The organism is Pseudomonas sp. NA-150 (assembly GCF_044336365.1).
GTDB lineage: Bacteria > Pseudomonadota > Gammaproteobacteria > Pseudomonadales > Pseudomonadaceae > Aquipseudomonas.
The window spans coordinates 6,069,383-6,083,626 of record NZ_CP172305.1; the positions used below are offsets into that span (position 1 = coordinate 6,069,383).

Sequence of the window (14,244 nt, forward strand, 5' to 3'; positions counted from 1 at the left end):
GCCTACACTGACCGCGTTTACCGCGTGACATCAGCGCCCGATGGACGAGGGTTCGGAAGTCAGCCCGCGACATCACGCCACACGCCGCCTTTTTACTTACCCCCCACGCTCAGGCTAAATAGCGTCTCCTGTCTAGCTGGAGTCTGACCATGATCAAGAAGATCCTCACACTGGCGGCATTGCTGCTGCCGGCATGTTTCGCCCATGCCCAGGATTACACCGTGGGCGCGTTGCAAATTGTTCATCCCTGGTCGCTGGAACTGCCGCCCAACGCGCCGACGGTGGCGGCGTATTTCGTAATCAAGAACACTGGGAAAGCCGCTGATCGCCTGGTTAGCGTAGACTCCCCCGCCGCTGGCAAGGCGGAGCTGCATCAACATTTGCATCAAGATGGTTTGATGAAGATGGTGCAGGTGCAGAGCGTTGATGTCGCTGTCGGTGGCGAAGCCAGGTTCGAGCCGATGGGGTATCACGTCATGCTGTTGGAGTTGAAGGACAAATCGGCGCTGACCGACGGCAAGAGCTTTCCTCTGACACTACACTTCGAAAAAGCCGGCGATTTGACTGTGAATGTCACCGTACAAAAACAGGCGCCAGACGACGCCATGAGCAACAACTGACCGAACGATTGTTATGAACCGCGTGCGCCAGCCAGCCAACAGCCGCTCCATGCTCCCTCGCAAATCGCGAGGCGCCTGGCTGAGCCTGTTTGCCATGTTGATGATCTTCATCGGGCCGCTGATTTCCCAGGCGATGCCGATGGAGCAGCATGCCGGCATGAGCATGACGATGCCGATGTCCATGGACATGTCGGCCGACATGCCTGCGGAACACGGCGCCGACCACGCCACGTCTCAAGTCGCGACCGATCACGTTATCTGGGCCAAGTGTGGTTATTGCACACTGCTATTCAGTTGCCCGGCATTGCCTGCGGCGCTGGTGGTCCTCACCTCGACACCGCCTAAACCGAGCGGCTTTTTCACTGTCGCAGCGCAACAGGGCCATGCTCGGCAGACCACCTTCCCCAACGCCCGCACCCGCGCTCCGCCACGCCTGATCGCACGGTAACTCCATCATTGAAACCATCGGCAGGCACCGCAAGGTGACCATGCCCGTTGGACCGTGTTTATCCCTGAATCGGGAGCGTTGGCCATGTCCCAACCAAAAGTATCGTTCTACAACCTCGCCTGGCGCTGGCACTTTTATGCCGGATTGTTCGTTGCGCCATTCATGATCCTGTTGTCATTGACCGGGATGGTTTATCTGTTCAAGCCACAGTTGGATAACCTGATGTACAGCGATCTGCTGTACGTCACACCGAGCCAGCAGTTGCTCAGCGCCGATGCGCAACAGCAACGCGTGCAAGCCGCGTTTCCCCAGGCATCGATCAGTAAGTACCTGCCACCGGTCAGCGCCGAGGGCAGTGCCGAGTTCGTAGTCCTGCAGGACGGCCGAGAACTGAATGTGTTTGTTGATCCGTATCGCGGCAATATTCTCGGCACCCAGGACGGCAAGAATAATCTGCAGGCGCTGGCTCGCTCGCTGCACGGCAAACTGCTGTTGGGCAAGGTCGGTGACCGGATCATCGAACTGGCCGCTGGTTGGGCGATCGTATTGGTGATCTCGGGCCTGTACTTGTGGTGGCCACTGGGCAAATCAACCGCAGGCGTGTTGTGGCCTCGGTTGAGCAGTCGCGGCCGGGTGCTGTGGCGCGACTTGCACGCGGTGACCGGTTTCTGGGGCTCGCTGTTGTTGCTGATGATGTTGCTCAGCGGCATGACCTGGACGGGCATCTGGGGCAAGCAATTCGCCGATGTCTGGAACACTTTCCCGGCAGCGATGTGGAATGACGTGCCCAAGTCCGACAAGCAGGCCGGAGAGCTGAACAGCCCGACACGGCAGACCGTACCCTGGGCGGCGGAAAACACGCCGATGCCAATGTCTGGCGACCACGCCGAACACATGAAGCATGGCGACGCTGTGTCCGCACCCGCGGCGCCAAGTCTGTCTCTGCAACAAGTGGTAAACATTGCCACCGAACAGCGCGTGTATCCGGGCTATAGCATCACCGCCCCGACCACTGCCGACGGCGTATTCACTGTCGCTGTGTTCGCCGATGACCCGCGCAACGATGCCACGCTGCACATTGATCAATACAGCGGCAAGGTGTTGGCCAATCTGGGCTGGAAGGATTACAGCACCGTCTCCCGCGCCACCGAACTGGGCGTCATGCTGCACGAAGGCAAGTTCTTCGGTGGGCTTAATCAACTGCTGATTTTGCTGGTTTGCCTGATGGTTCTGCTGAGCTCCGTCAGTGGGTTGGTGATCTGGTGGAAGCGTCGTCCACAGGGTGGTCTTGGAGTACCACCACTGCGTCACGACCTGCCACGCTGGAAAACCGGGGTGGTGATTATCATCGGACTAGGCGTGGCGTTTCCGCTGGTGGGCCTGTCATTGCTGCTGGTATGGGCTGTGGATTGGTTGGTGTTGTCGCGGATCGTCGCCGCAAAGGCCACCGCATAACACTTGTAGGAGCTGCCGTAGGCTGCGATAGACCACAACGTGGTCTCCGCGACAAGGGATGTAAGAAGGTCCTTCGGACCTTATCGCAGCCTTCGGCAGCTCCTACATTGATTTCCTTCGATGAGCAGAAAAATGACCGCCCTCACCCTGAAAAACATCGCCTGGTCGCCCTTGGGTCACGGCCATTGTCATCACCAGTTCCAGCTGCGGGATGTCGATTTGCAGGTCGCTGCCGGAGAATTTGTCGGCTTGATTGGTCCCAACGGCAGCGGCAAGACCAGCCTGTTGCGCTGCGCCTATCGTTTCGCCAAACCCGCCACCGGCGAGGTGCTGCTCGATCAAGCCAATGTCTGGCAGCAACCACCCCGATGGTGCGCCCAACGCATCGCCGTGGTGCTGCAGGAGTTTCCCGACGCCTTCGGTCTGACGGTCGATGAGGTGGTCGCCATGGGCCGTACACCGCACAAGGGCATGTTTGATGGCGATACCTTGCACGACCGCCAGCTGGCTCGCGATGCATTGGCGGGTGTCGGCATGCAGGGCTTCGAGGATCACGCCTTCGCGACCTTGTCCGGCGGGGAGAAACAGCGCGTGATTCTGGCCCGCGCCCTGACCCAGCAACCCGAGCTGCTGATCCTCGATGAGCCCACCAATCACCTCGACCCGCGCTATCAGCTGGAACTGCTGCAATGGGTCAAACGCCTGAAAATCGGCACCTTGGCGAGCATCCACGACCTGAATCTCGCTGCCGCCTTTTGCGACCGGTTGTATGTCATCAACCACGGTCGCATCGTCGCCAGCGGCACCCCCGCCGAAGTGCTTACCGTCGAATTGCTGCGCGATGTGTTTGGCGTCGAGGCATTGGTCGACGCTCACCCACTGTCTGGCTACCCACGAATTACCTGGATCACACACCCATGACTTCTTCGCTTTTCCTGCGCGTCAGCTTCGCCCTCAGCGCATTGCTCGGTGCAATTCAGGCTGCGGCCGATACCACGCACTACCCGTTGACCATTCAAAGCTGCAACCGCGAAGTGACCTTCGACAAGGCGCCGCAACACGCCCTCAGCCATGACATCAACATGACCCAGATGATGTTGGCGCTGGGTTTAAAATCAAGCATGGTTGGCTACAGTGGCATTACGGGCTGGAAATCGGTCACATCCGAGATGGCGAAAATCCTCGACGGGCTGCCCGAGTTGGCGAGCAAATACCCGTCGGTGGAAACCCTGCTCAACGCCAACGTCGATTTCTTCTTTGCCGGCTGGGATTACGGCATGAGCGTCGGCGGCGATCTCACTCCGCAAACCCTCGCACCGCTGGGAATCAAGGTCTACGAGCTGACAGAGTCCTGTGCTTTTGTGATGAAGCGCCCGCCCGCCAGTCTGGAAATGATGTACGGCGACCTGCGCAATCTGGGCAAGATTTTCAATGTGCAGGACCGCGCCGAGCAATTGATTGCGCAGATGCAGCAACGGGTAGCGGCCATCACGGAAAAACTGCCGGCCGATAAACCTCGGGTGTTTCTCTACGACAGCGGCGAAGACCGGGCCATGACGTCGGGTCGGCTGGCCATGCCGCAGGCACTGATTACGGCCGCCGGTGGGCGCAATATTCTGGATGACGTCGATGCCAGCTGGACCCGGGTCAACTGGGAAAGTGTGGTCGAGCGCAACCCGCAGGTCATTGTCATCGTCGACTACGGTGAAGTGACCGCTGAGCAGAAGGAGCAATTCCTGCTGAGTAATCCGGCGCTGCAATCGGTGGACGCGATCCGCAACAAGCGCTTTGTGGTCATCCCGTATGTGGCCGCCACGCCGGGCATCGACAATATCGACGCCATCGAAACCCTGACCTCAGCTTTTCATGGCAAGTCTTTGTGAATAACCCGCATCGCTACCGCATGCTGATGCTGGGTCTCGGCATAGTGCTGCTGGCCTCCTGTGTACTGTCGCTGGGTTTTGGCTCGGCGCCAGTACCCGCAAGCGTGGTATGGCAAATCCTCGTGCACAAGCTGTTCGGCCTCGGCGCGGACGGGCCTGCCTGGAGCGCCGGCCAGGAACATATCGTCTGGCTGATCCGCGTGCCTCGAATGCTGCTCGGTGCACTGGTCGGTGCTGGTCTGGCATTGACCGGGGCGGTGCTGCAGGCCGCCACGCGCAACCCACTCGCCGACCCGCATCTGCTGGGTGTGACTTCCGGCGCGACGCTGGGCGCGGTGATCGTAGTGTTGCACCTCGGCGAAGTCATCGGCCTGCTGACCTTGCCAATCGCCGCCTTCATCGGCGCGCTGTGCAGCATGGCGATGGTGCTGATCATTGCCAGCCGCCAAGGTCGACTGGACAGCGACCGCCTGCTGCTGTGCGGCATCGCAGTGTCATTCGTGATGATGGCCTTGGCCAACCTGCTGCTGTTCATGGGTGATCACCGCGCCAGTTCGGCGGTGATGTTCTGGATGCTGGGCGGCCTGGGTTTAGCACGCTGGGAGCTGCTCGGTATTCCCGCGATCAGTGTGCTGATCGGCCTCGTATTGCTGTTAACGATGGCGCGGTCTCTGAACGCACTGATGGCTGGCGAGCAAACCGCCGTAACCCTGGGCCTGAACCCGCGCCAAGTGCGTATCCGGGTGTTCCTGATCGCTTCGCTGATGACCGGGGTGATGGTGGCCATCAGTGGTTCCATCGGTTTTGTTGGCCTGATGATCCCGCATATTGCCCGGCGATTGGCAGGCGCCGAACACCGTCGGCTACTACCCGTGTGCGTACTCATGGGCAGCATCTTTCTGATTTGGGTCGACGTCGCTGCCCGCACCTTGATCGCCCCCGAAGACCTGCCTATCGGCGTGGCGACAGCGGCCATTGGCGGTTTGTTTTTCATTGGCCTGATGCGCAAACGCTAGGCACATCAGGCTTGTCCTACGCGGCCGCAGCTGTCGCATGAGTACCGTCGATACAGACACCTCTCCCCCATAAAACGCGCGAGTCATTCGCGCGTTTCATTTCCCCGCCACTTCGCACCATTTACGCCCACAAGGGCGCACCAAGGATTTCGGTCGCGCTATAGCGGTGCACCGCACTGTCTGTCGCAGGCTCTAACACAGGCATTTAGCCTCTATCTCAAGCTAGGCATAGCCTTTGCTTAGAAGCTTTCAGGCAAATGACCCGCCCACCAAAATTCCAATGAATGGAGATGTCCGATGAAGCGTCGCAGTCTGCTCAAAGCGTTCACCCTGTCCGCCTCGATTGCCGCAATGGGCATGACCTGGACTGTCCAGGCTGCCGAGACCATCAAGGTCGGTATTCTCCATTCGCTGTCCGGGACCATGGCGATCTCGGAAACGTCCCTCAAAGACATGGCGTTGATGACCATTGACGAAATCAACGCCAAGGGCGGCGTCAACGGCAAAATGCTCGAACCAGTGGTGGTTGACCCGGCTTCCAACTGGCCGCTGTTTGCCGAGAAAGGCCGCCAGTTGCTGACCCAGGACAAGGTCGCTGTGGTCTTCGGTTGCTGGACCTCGGTGTCGCGTAAATCAGTGTTGCCCGTGTTCGAAGAACTCAACGGCCTGCTGTTCTACCCCGTGCAGTACGAAGGCGAAGAAATGTCGCCGAACGTGTTCTACACCGGCGCAGCGCCTAACCAGCAAGCGATCCCTGCGGTTGAATACCTGATGAGCGAAGACGGCGGCGGCGCCAAGCGTTTCTTCCTGCTGGGTACCGACTACGTTTACCCGCGCACTACCAACAAGATTCTGCGTTCGTTCCTCAAATCCAAAGGCGTGGCTGACAAGGACATCGAAGAGGTCTACACCCCGTTCGGCCACAGCGATTACCAGACCATCGTAGCCAACATCAAAAAATTCTCCGCCGGTGGCAAGACTGCTGTGATCTCCACCGTCAACGGCGACTCCAACGTGCCGTTCTACAAGGAACTGGCCAACCAGGGTCTGAAAGCCACCGACGTACCAGTGGTAGCCTTCTCGGTCGGCGAAGAAGAACTGCGCGGCATCGACACCAAGCCGTTGGTGGGTAACCTCGCGGCATGGAACTACTTCGAATCGGTGAAGAACCCGGTCAACACCAAGTTCGTCGCTGACTGGAAAGCCTACGCGAAGAAACACAACCTGCCGGGCGCAGACAAAGCCGTGACCAACGACCCGATGGAGGCCACTTACGTCGGTATCCATATGTGGGCGCAGGCGGTGGAGAAAGCCAAGTCCACCGACGTCGACAAGGTTCGCGCAGCCATGGCCGGGCAGACCTTCGCCGCGCCGTCGGGCTTTACGTTGACCATGGACCCAACCAACCATCACCTGCACAAGCCAGTGATGATCGGCGAGATCCAGGGCGACGGTCAGTTCAACGTGGTCTGGCAGACCAAAGAACCGATCCGCGCGCAACCGTGGAGCCCTTACATCCAAGGCAACGACAAGAAGCCTGACTATGCGGTGAAGAGTAACTAATCGGTTCAACACCCCCCTGTAGGAGCGGGCTTGCCCGCGATCGAGTGCGAAGCGCTCGCAAAATGGCTGGACGCATTGTCATGTCCAGAACCGTATGAAGGGCGTTCCGCCCTTATCGCAGGCAAGCCAGCTCCTACAAGATCCGCGCAAGGCCATAGCTATGCCCACTGCCTTCTACCGCCTCATCCTCACACTGACGCTACTGTTGCCACTGACAGCAAACGCCAGCGACGCCAGCGATTTCGTGGCCGCCAGCTCCGCGCAACAGGCGCAACTGCTGGAAAGCTGGGCAGCACAACCGGCTCCGGCACGCGTCGAGCTGATCAATGAGCTGCAACAAGGCCAAGTCACTGTCGATGGCCAAACCACCGAGCTGCACCTGAATAACCGCTTGCGGGGTTTGATTGAAACCGCCGAGGCCAGTCATCAATTGCTCGCCAGCGACGCCAAAGTGCGTTTGAGTGCCGCGCAACAACTGCAAAAAAGCGCCAAGCCGGCGCAGCTGAATTTCCTCGATCACCAATTGGCCGCCGAAACCAACGCCGACGTGCATACCGCACTCAGCCTGGCGCTGGCCAATCTGCAACTGGTCGACGCCAACCCGGCCGTGCGCCTGGCCGCTGTGCGCTTGCTGGGCGAGACCGGCGACCCACTGGCCCGCACTCGTCTAGAAGCCTTGCTCGATCCGACCGCCGAAACCGATCCCAGTGTGCGCACCGCCGCCGAAACCAGCCTGGCGCAGGTGAAACGTAAATTGATGGTCGGCGAAATCCTCGGCGAGGCCTTCAGCGGCCTGTCGCTGGGTTCAATTCTGCTGCTGGCCGCACTGGGCCTGGCGATCACTTTCGGCTTGCTGGGGGTGATCAACATGGCCCACGGCGAGATGCTAATGATCGGCGCTTACTCCACCTACGTGGTGCAGCTGATGTTCCAGCGCTACGCCCCGAGTGCCATCGAGTTCTACCCGTTGGTCGCACTGCCCGTGGCGTTCTTTGTCACCGCAGTGATCGGCATGGCGCTGGAACGCACGGTGATCCGTCACCTGTATGGCCGACCGCTGGAAACCCTGCTGGCGACCTGGGGCATCAGCCTGATCCTGATTCAATTCGTGCGCCTGCTGTTCGGTGCACAGAACGTCGAAGTGGCCAACCCGGAATGGCTGTCCGGTGGCATTCAGGTGTTGCCCAACCTGGTGCTGCCCTACAACCGCATCGTGATCATCGCCTTTGCGCTGTTCGTGGTGGTGCTGACCTGGCTGCTGCTGAACAAGACGCGTCTGGGCCTCAACGTGCGCGCCGTGACCCAGAACCGCAACATGGCCGCCTGCTGCGGCGTGCCCACCGGGCGCATCGACATGATGGCGTTCGGTCTCGGCTCGGGCATCGCAGGTTTGGGTGGCGTGGCCCTGAGTCAAATCGGCAACGTCGGCCCGGACCTCGGCCAGAGCTACATCATCGATTCGTTCCTGGTCGTCGTACTGGGTGGTGTCGGTCAACTGGCCGGTAGCGTGATGGCGGCCTCCGGGCTGGGCATCGCCAACAAGATTCTCGAACCACAAATCGGCGCCGTACTAGGCAAGATCCTGATCCTGGCGCTGATCATTCTGTTTATCCAGAAACGTCCGCAAGGGCTCTTCGCACTCAAAGGGCGGGTGATCGACTGATGAACCAGCCATTGATGGTCCAGGCCGCGCAAAAAGCCGGCCCGAAAATTACGATCGCCGTCGGCGCTGTGGTCCTGGTTTTGCTGATCGCATTGGCAGTGCTGTCCTTGTTGCCGGCCGATAACAGCCTGCAAGTCTCGGCCTACACCCTGACGCTGGTGGGCAAAATCCTCTGCTACGCCATCGTCGCTCTGGCGCTGGACCTGGTTTGGGGTTACGCCGGCCTGCTGTCGCTGGGCCACGGTTTGTTCTTCGCCCTCGGCGGTTACGCGATGGGCATGTACTTGATGCGCGAAGCCGCGGGCGATGAGTTGCCAGCGTTCATGACGTTCCTGTCGTGGACCGAGCTGCCGTGGTATTGGGTTGGCACCAATCACTTCCTCTGGGCCATGTGCCTGGTGGTCTTGGCGCCGGGGTTGTTGGCCCTGGTGTTTGGTTTCTTCGCCTTCCGTTCGCGGATCAAGGGCGTGTATTTCTCGATCATGACCCAGGCCTTGACCTTCGCCGGGATGCTGCTGTTCTTTCGCAACGAAACCGGCTTCGGCGGCAACAACGGCTTCACCAACTTCCGCAGCATTTTGGGCTTCAACATCACTTCGCCAGAGACGAGGGCGATTCTGTTTCTGTGCACTGTGGTACTGCTGCTGGTCAGCCTGTTGCTGGGCTGGCGTCTGGCGCAGAGCAAGTTCGGCCGAGTGCTGACCGCGCTGCGCGACGCCGAGAACCGACTGATGTTCTGCGGCTACGATCCACGCGGTTTCAAACTGTTCGTCTGGGTCTTGAGTGCGGTGTTGTGTGGCTTGGCGGGCGCGCTGTATGTGCCGCAAGTGGGGATCATCAATCCCAGCGAAATGTCGCCGACCAACTCCATCGAAGCCGCCGTGTGGGTCGCCCTCGGTGGACGCGGCACGCTGATCGGCCCGTTGCTTGGCGCCGGTCTGGTCAACGGTATGAAGAGCTGGTTCACCGTGGCCTTTCCCGAGTACTGGCTGTTCTTCCTCGGCGCGCTGTTTATTGGGGTCACCCTGTACCTGCCCAAAGGCGTGATTGGCCTGTTGAAGAAAAAGGGCGAGCAATGAAAACCACACCGAGTCCCGCCTTCATGCTCGAACCAATCCTTGAGCCGAACTCCGACGCCGGCACCAGCCGTGATGCCATCAGCCATGGCGTGGTCGTCAGCGAAGGCCTGAATACCCGACACGGCACCATCCTTACCCTGGAAGACATCAGCGTCAGCTTCGATGGCTTCAAGGCGTTGAACGATCTGAACCTGTACATCGGCGTCGGCGAATTGCGCTGCATCATCGGCCCCAATGGCGCGGGCAAGACCACGCTGATGGACGTGATCACCGGCAAGACCCGGCCCAGCCACGGCAAGGCCTGGTTCGGTGAAACCCTCGACCTGACGCAGATGAGCGAAGTAGAAATCGCCCAGGCCGGGATCGGCCGCAAGTTTCAGAAGCCGACCGTATTCGAAGCCTTGAGTGTGTTCGAGAACCTGGAGCTGGCGCAGAAGACCGACAAGTCGGTGTGGGCCAGTTTGCGTGCGCGTCTGAATGGCGAACAGCGCGACAGTATTTTCAGCGTGCTGGAAACCATCCGCCTGACCAGCGCCATGCATCGCCCCGCCGGGCTGTTGTCCCACGGCCAGAAACAGTTTCTGGAGATCGGCATGTTGTTGGTACAAGACCCACAACTGCTGCTGCTCGACGAACCGGTGGCCGGCATGACCGACGCCGAAACCGAATTCACCGCTGAGCTGTTCAAAAGCCTGGCGGGCAAACATTCGTTGATGGTGGTGGAACACGACATGGGCTTCGTCGGCTCGATTGCCGACCACGTCACCGTATTGCATCAGGGCAGCGTATTGGCCGAGGGCTCGCTGGAAGATGTGCAGGCGGATGAACGCGTGATCGAAGTGTATCTAGGCAGATGATGCCTCCTGTAGGAGCTGCCGCAGGCTGCGATAAGGCCTGCAAGGCCTTCAACCTATGGGCCGCAGCGACCGGTAAACCGGTCGATCGCAGCCTTCGGCAGCTCCTACGGGAGAACGTGGCGGCTGCCCATTGATGAGAACTTGACCATGCTCCAAGTAGAAAAGCTCCACCAATACTACGGCGGCAGCCACATTCTTCGTGGCCTGTCGTTCGAGGTAAAAATCGGCGAAGTCACCTGTCTGCTCGGCCGTAACGGCGTGGGCAAGACCACGCTGCTCAAGGTGCTCATGGGCCTGCTGCCGTCGAAAGAAGGCGCGGTGCAATGGGAAGGCAAGGCCATCACTGGCTTCAAACCGCATCAACGGGTGCACGCCGGGATCGCTTACGTGCCGCAAGGTCGGGAAATCTTCGGCCGCCTGACTGTGGAAGAAAACCTGCTGATGGGCCTCTCGCGCTTCCCCGGTTCAGAAGCCAAGGAAGTCCCCGCATTCATCTATGAACTGTTCCCGGTGCTGCTGCAAATGAAGCAGCGGCGCGGCGGTGATTTGTCCGGTGGCCAGCAACAACAATTGGCCATTGGCCGCGCCTTGGCCAGTCGCCCACGCTTGCTGATCCTCGACGAACCCACCGAAGGCATCCAGCCGTCAGTGATCAAGGAGATCGGCGCGGTGATCAAAAAGCTCGCGGCACAAGGCGATATGGCGATTCTGCTGGTGGAGCAGTTCTATGACTTTGCCGCCGAACTGGCCGATCAATACCTGGTGATGTCCCGTGGCGAGATCGTGCAACAAGGCCGTGGCGAGGACATGGAAGCCCAGGGCGTGCGCGGACTTGTAACCATTTGAGACGCCAATCCGCTAAGGTGTGCTCTATCGTCAGACTTTATAAAAAATAATACCGCCATGACCCTTCCTGCCCCTACCGCACTCTTCACCCCCAGCTGGCACGCCGAGCTGGAGCTGGGCTACGGTCGTTTCGGCGACACTACCCGGCCAACCCTGCGCCGCCATCAAGGCCCGCTGAGGGTGCAAAAGCACCTGTACGCCGAAGGCCCTGAGGTGTGCCAGCACATCATCGTTCACCCGCCCGGCGGCATCGCGGGCGGCGATCGGCTGGACATCAGCGCCCACGTCGGCACCGATGCCTGGGCACAACTGACCAGCCCGGGTGCCGCCAAGTGGTATCGCGCGGCCGGTCCGGCCTATCAACAGCTTGAGCTGCAGGTCGAAGCCGGCGCCACGCTGGAATGGCTGCCTCAGGAAACCATCGTCTTCAGCGCCGCCCAGGCCGAATTGAGCACCCGTGTCGAATTGCACGGTGATGCGCGGCTGTTGTATTGGGACATCGTGGCACTGGGTCGCCCGGCTTGTGATGAGCGTTTCAACCTCGGTCATTTTCAGTCGAAAGTCGAAATCCGCCGTGATGGTCACTTGCTCTGGCACGAACGCCAGCGCATCACCGGCAACGACGGCTTGCTCGATTCACCCATTGGCCTCGGTGGCAAACCGGTATTCGCGACCTTGTTGATTACGGGAGAAGTCGACAGTGAATTGCTGGAAACCTGTCGCAACCTGCAAAATCCGGTACGCGGAGACCTGACTCAACTACCCGGCCTGTTGGTCGCCCGCTGCCTGGCTGATGAGACCCTGCACGCGCGGGCCTGGCTGATCGAATTATGGAAGCTGTTGCGCCCGGCCTTATTGGGGCGCGAGGCTGTTTTGCCGAGAATATGGAGTACCTGACTGTCGCAGACCTGTAGGAGCCAACTTGTTGGCGAGAAGCTTGGCGAGGTGTGTCAGGCATACCCCCCTCGCGAACAAGTTCGCTCCTACAGGAAATCTCACTGAATTTGATGGAAACACACATGGACCTGACTCCACGCGAAAAAGACAAACTGCTGATCTTCACCGCCGGCCTGGTCGCCGAACGACGCCTGGCCCGAGGGGTGAAACTCAACTACCCGGAAGCCATGGCCTATATTTCTGCTGCACTGCTGGAAGGCGCCCGCGACGGCAGGACCGTTGCCGAACTGATGCACTTTGGCACCACCCTGCTCAGCCGCGAACAGGTCATGGAAGGCATCCCGGAAATGATCCCGGAGATCCAGGTGGAAGCCACCTTCCCTGACGGCACCAAGCTTGTGACCGTGCACCAACCGATTGCCTGAATTTGAAATGTGAGTCCTGTAATGACGTATTTGATTCGTGACGCCCTGGAAGCCGACCTCGCCGCTATCCGCGATATTTACAACGACGCGGTGCTCAACACCACGGCGATCTGGAATGAACAAGCGGTCGACCTGGCCAACCGCAAGGCCTGGTTCGACCTGCGCCAGACCCAGGCTTATCCGATTCTGGTGGTGGTCGATCCGGCTGACGACGAAGTGCTGGGTTATTCCTCGTTCGGCGACTGGCGTCCGTTCGACGGCTTCCGCCACACCGTCGAGCACTCGGTCTATGTGCGTGCCGACCAGCGCGGTAACGGCCTCGGCCCGTTGTTGATGCAAGCCTTGATCGAACGCGCGAAGACCTGCGACAAACACATGATGGTTGCTGCCATCGAAAGCGGAAACGTCGCCTCGGTGCGCCTGCACGAGCGGCTGGGTTTCACCATCACCGGCCAGATGGCCGAAGTCGGGACCAAATTCGGCCGCTGGCTGGACCTGACCTTCATGCAACTGAATCTGACCCCGAATGCCGCTGCACCTTCGCCTCGACCTTCTGCCCTCTAGAAAGGAAGTCTGCCCATGAACGCCGCGCAGTTACGACGTGTCAACGCTGAAAGCTTTCCCCACTATCGCCAGGGTCTGGTCGATTTGTTGCTGGACGCCGTGAAGCAAGGCGCCTCGGTGGGGTTCATGGGTAACCTGTCGGCCGCGGAGGCCCTCACCTATTTCGACAGCGTGCTGGCGGAACTGCAAAACAGCAGCCGCTTGCTGTGGGTGGTGGTACAGGAAGAACAAGTGCTGGCCAGCGTGCAGTTGTCGTTGTGCCAGAAACCCAACGGCCTCAACCGTGCCGAAATTCAAAAGCTGCTGGTGCTCAAACCGGCCCAACGCCGTGGCCTGGGCGGGCAATTGATGGCTGCCTTGGAACAGGCCGCACACCAGCACCAACGCGGCATGCTGTACCTGGACACCGAAGCCGGTTCGCCCGCAGAAAACTTCTATCGCTCGCTGGACTACAGCTTCGCCGGCAAGCTGCCGGACTACGCCTGCAACCCGGACGGCGAATACAAAGCCACGGCCCTCTATTACAAAACCTTGTCGAGGAAGACTGCATGATCCCTGGCGAATACCTCGTCCAGCCTGGCGATATCGAACTCAACGCCGGTCGCCGCACGATCAGCCTGAATGTCGCCAACAGCGGTGACCGTCCGATTCAGGTCGGCTCGCACTTTCACTTTTTCGAAACCAACGACGCCCTGACCTTCGACCGCGTCGCCGCGCGCGGCATGCGCCTGAACATCCCCGCCGGCACCGCCGTGCGCTTCGAGCCTGGCCAGTCGCGGGATGTGGAATTGGTAGACCTGGCGGGCGATCGTCGGGTGTTCGGGTTTGCCGGGCGGGTGATGGGCGAGTTGGATTGAACAATCGCACCGACCCTATGTAGGAGCGGGCTTGCCCGCGATCAGCCTCACCCGGTGCATCAGATACACCG

The 14,244-nt window shown here is 60.0% G+C and carries 16 protein-coding genes; all 16 read left to right on the forward strand.

The features are described from left to right. Positions 1–149 precede the first annotated feature (149 nt). Positions 150–620, forward strand: coding sequence for a copper chaperone PCu(A)C (locus ACF0H7_RS28420; protein WP_397450123.1), 471 nt, complete (start codon positions 150–152; stop codon positions 618–620). Positions 621–669: 49 nt separating this feature from the next. Beyond that, positions 670–1,068, forward strand: a complete 399-nt coding sequence (locus ACF0H7_RS28425; RefSeq protein WP_397454050.1) for a DUF2946 domain-containing protein — start codon at positions 670–672, stop codon at positions 1,066–1,068. Between the two features lie 84 nt (positions 1,069–1,152). Further along, a complete protein-coding gene (locus ACF0H7_RS28430) occupies positions 1,153–2,523 on the forward strand; it encodes a PepSY-associated TM helix domain-containing protein (protein WP_397450124.1) in 1,371 nt (456 codons plus the stop codon). 132 nt (positions 2,524–2,655) lie between these two features. Continuing rightward, positions 2,656–3,444 (forward strand): ABC transporter ATP-binding protein, encoded by a 789-nt coding sequence (locus ACF0H7_RS28435; RefSeq protein ID WP_397450125.1) that lies wholly within the window; start codon positions 2,656–2,658, stop codon positions 3,442–3,444. Next, complete coding sequence (locus tag ACF0H7_RS28440) at positions 3,441–4,406, forward strand: ABC transporter substrate-binding protein (RefSeq protein ID WP_397450126.1); 966 nt, start codon at positions 3,441–3,443, stop codon at positions 4,404–4,406. The genes ACF0H7_RS28435 and ACF0H7_RS28440 overlap by 4 nt, the downstream gene beginning before the upstream one ends. Before the next feature lie 20 nt (positions 4,407–4,426). Further along, positions 4,427–5,422: a FecCD family ABC transporter permease gene (locus ACF0H7_RS28445; protein ID WP_397454052.1), complete on the forward strand. Its 996-nt coding sequence runs from the start codon at positions 4,427–4,429 to the stop codon at positions 5,420–5,422. A gap of 297 nt (positions 5,423–5,719) precedes the next feature. Next, positions 5,720–6,985 carry an urea ABC transporter substrate-binding protein gene (gene urtA / locus ACF0H7_RS28450; RefSeq protein WP_397450127.1) on the forward strand — a complete coding sequence of 422 codons (1,266 nt, stop codon included), beginning with the start codon at positions 5,720–5,722 and terminating at the stop codon, positions 6,983–6,985. Between the two features lie 160 nt (positions 6,986–7,145). Further along, complete coding sequence (urtB, locus tag ACF0H7_RS28455; RefSeq protein ID WP_397450128.1) at positions 7,146–8,648, forward strand: urea ABC transporter permease subunit UrtB; 1,503 nt, start codon at positions 7,146–7,148, stop codon at positions 8,646–8,648. Further along, complete coding sequence (urtC, locus tag ACF0H7_RS28460; protein WP_397450129.1) at positions 8,648–9,727, forward strand: urea ABC transporter permease subunit UrtC; 1,080 nt, start codon at positions 8,648–8,650, stop codon at positions 9,725–9,727. The genes urtB and urtC overlap by 1 nt, the downstream gene beginning before the upstream one ends. Next, entirely contained in the window at positions 9,724–10,584 is an 861-nt protein-coding gene (gene urtD, locus ACF0H7_RS28465; protein WP_397450130.1) for an urea ABC transporter ATP-binding protein UrtD, read from the forward strand. Before urtC ends, urtD begins: the two co-directional genes overlap by 4 nt. 147 nt (positions 10,585–10,731) lie before the next feature. After that, complete coding sequence (urtE, locus tag ACF0H7_RS28470; protein WP_397450131.1) at positions 10,732–11,430, forward strand: urea ABC transporter ATP-binding subunit UrtE; 699 nt, start codon at positions 10,732–10,734, stop codon at positions 11,428–11,430. 57 nt (positions 11,431–11,487) lie between these two features. Next, positions 11,488–12,327, forward strand: a complete 840-nt coding sequence (locus ACF0H7_RS28475) for an urease accessory protein UreD (RefSeq protein WP_397450132.1) — start codon at positions 11,488–11,490, stop codon at positions 12,325–12,327. Positions 12,328–12,449: 122 nt separating this feature from the next. After that, the gene (gene ureA, locus ACF0H7_RS28480) at positions 12,450–12,752 is read left to right on the forward strand and encodes an urease subunit gamma (RefSeq protein WP_033055605.1); all 303 of its coding nucleotides are present in this window, start codon (positions 12,450–12,452) and stop codon (positions 12,750–12,752) included. Between the two features lie 21 nt (positions 12,753–12,773). Then, positions 12,774–13,316 (forward strand): GNAT family N-acetyltransferase, encoded by a 543-nt coding sequence (locus ACF0H7_RS28485; protein ID WP_397450133.1) that lies wholly within the window; start codon positions 12,774–12,776, stop codon positions 13,314–13,316. Positions 13,317–13,331: 15 nt separating this feature from the next. Next, on the forward strand, positions 13,332–13,868 hold the full coding sequence (locus ACF0H7_RS28490) for a GNAT family N-acetyltransferase (protein WP_397450134.1): 537 nt from the start codon (positions 13,332–13,334) through the stop codon (positions 13,866–13,868). Continuing rightward, entirely contained in the window at positions 13,865–14,173 is a 309-nt protein-coding gene (locus tag ACF0H7_RS28495) for an urease subunit beta (RefSeq protein ID WP_397450135.1), read from the forward strand. Before ACF0H7_RS28490 ends, ACF0H7_RS28495 begins: the two co-directional genes overlap by 4 nt. The last annotated feature ends 71 nt before the right edge of the window (positions 14,174–14,244 follow it).

Coding starts and splice junctions, on each gene's coding strand:
- ACF0H7_RS28495 (WP_397450135.1), top strand. CDS start 13,865: ATGATCCCTGGCGAATACCTCGTCCAGCCTGGCGATATCGAACTCAAC.
- ACF0H7_RS28440 (WP_397450126.1), top strand. CDS start 3,441: ATGACTTCTTCGCTTTTCCTGCGCGTCAGCTTCGCCCTCAGCGCATTG.
- urtC (WP_397450129.1), top strand. CDS start 8,648: ATGAACCAGCCATTGATGGTCCAGGCCGCGCAAAAAGCCGGCCCGAAA.
- ACF0H7_RS28430 (WP_397450124.1), top strand. CDS start 1,153: ATGTCCCAACCAAAAGTATCGTTCTACAACCTCGCCTGGCGCTGGCAC.
- urtE (WP_397450131.1), top strand. CDS start 10,732: ATGCTCCAAGTAGAAAAGCTCCACCAATACTACGGCGGCAGCCACATT.
- ACF0H7_RS28425 (WP_397454050.1), top strand. CDS start 670: ATGCTCCCTCGCAAATCGCGAGGCGCCTGGCTGAGCCTGTTTGCCATG.
- urtB (WP_397450128.1), top strand. CDS start 7,146: ATGCCCACTGCCTTCTACCGCCTCATCCTCACACTGACGCTACTGTTG.
- ACF0H7_RS28475 (WP_397450132.1), top strand. CDS start 11,488: ATGACCCTTCCTGCCCCTACCGCACTCTTCACCCCCAGCTGGCACGCC.
- ACF0H7_RS28435 (WP_397450125.1), top strand. CDS start 2,656: ATGACCGCCCTCACCCTGAAAAACATCGCCTGGTCGCCCTTGGGTCAC.
- ureA (WP_033055605.1), top strand. CDS start 12,450: ATGGACCTGACTCCACGCGAAAAAGACAAACTGCTGATCTTCACCGCC.
- ACF0H7_RS28420 (WP_397450123.1), top strand. CDS start 150: ATGATCAAGAAGATCCTCACACTGGCGGCATTGCTGCTGCCGGCATGT.
- urtA (WP_397450127.1), top strand. CDS start 5,720: ATGAAGCGTCGCAGTCTGCTCAAAGCGTTCACCCTGTCCGCCTCGATT.
- ACF0H7_RS28485 (WP_397450133.1), top strand. CDS start 12,774: ATGACGTATTTGATTCGTGACGCCCTGGAAGCCGACCTCGCCGCTATC.
- ACF0H7_RS28445 (WP_397454052.1), top strand. CDS start 4,427: ATGCTGATGCTGGGTCTCGGCATAGTGCTGCTGGCCTCCTGTGTACTG.
- ACF0H7_RS28490 (WP_397450134.1), top strand. CDS start 13,332: ATGAACGCCGCGCAGTTACGACGTGTCAACGCTGAAAGCTTTCCCCAC.
- urtD (WP_397450130.1), top strand. CDS start 9,724: ATGAAAACCACACCGAGTCCCGCCTTCATGCTCGAACCAATCCTTGAG.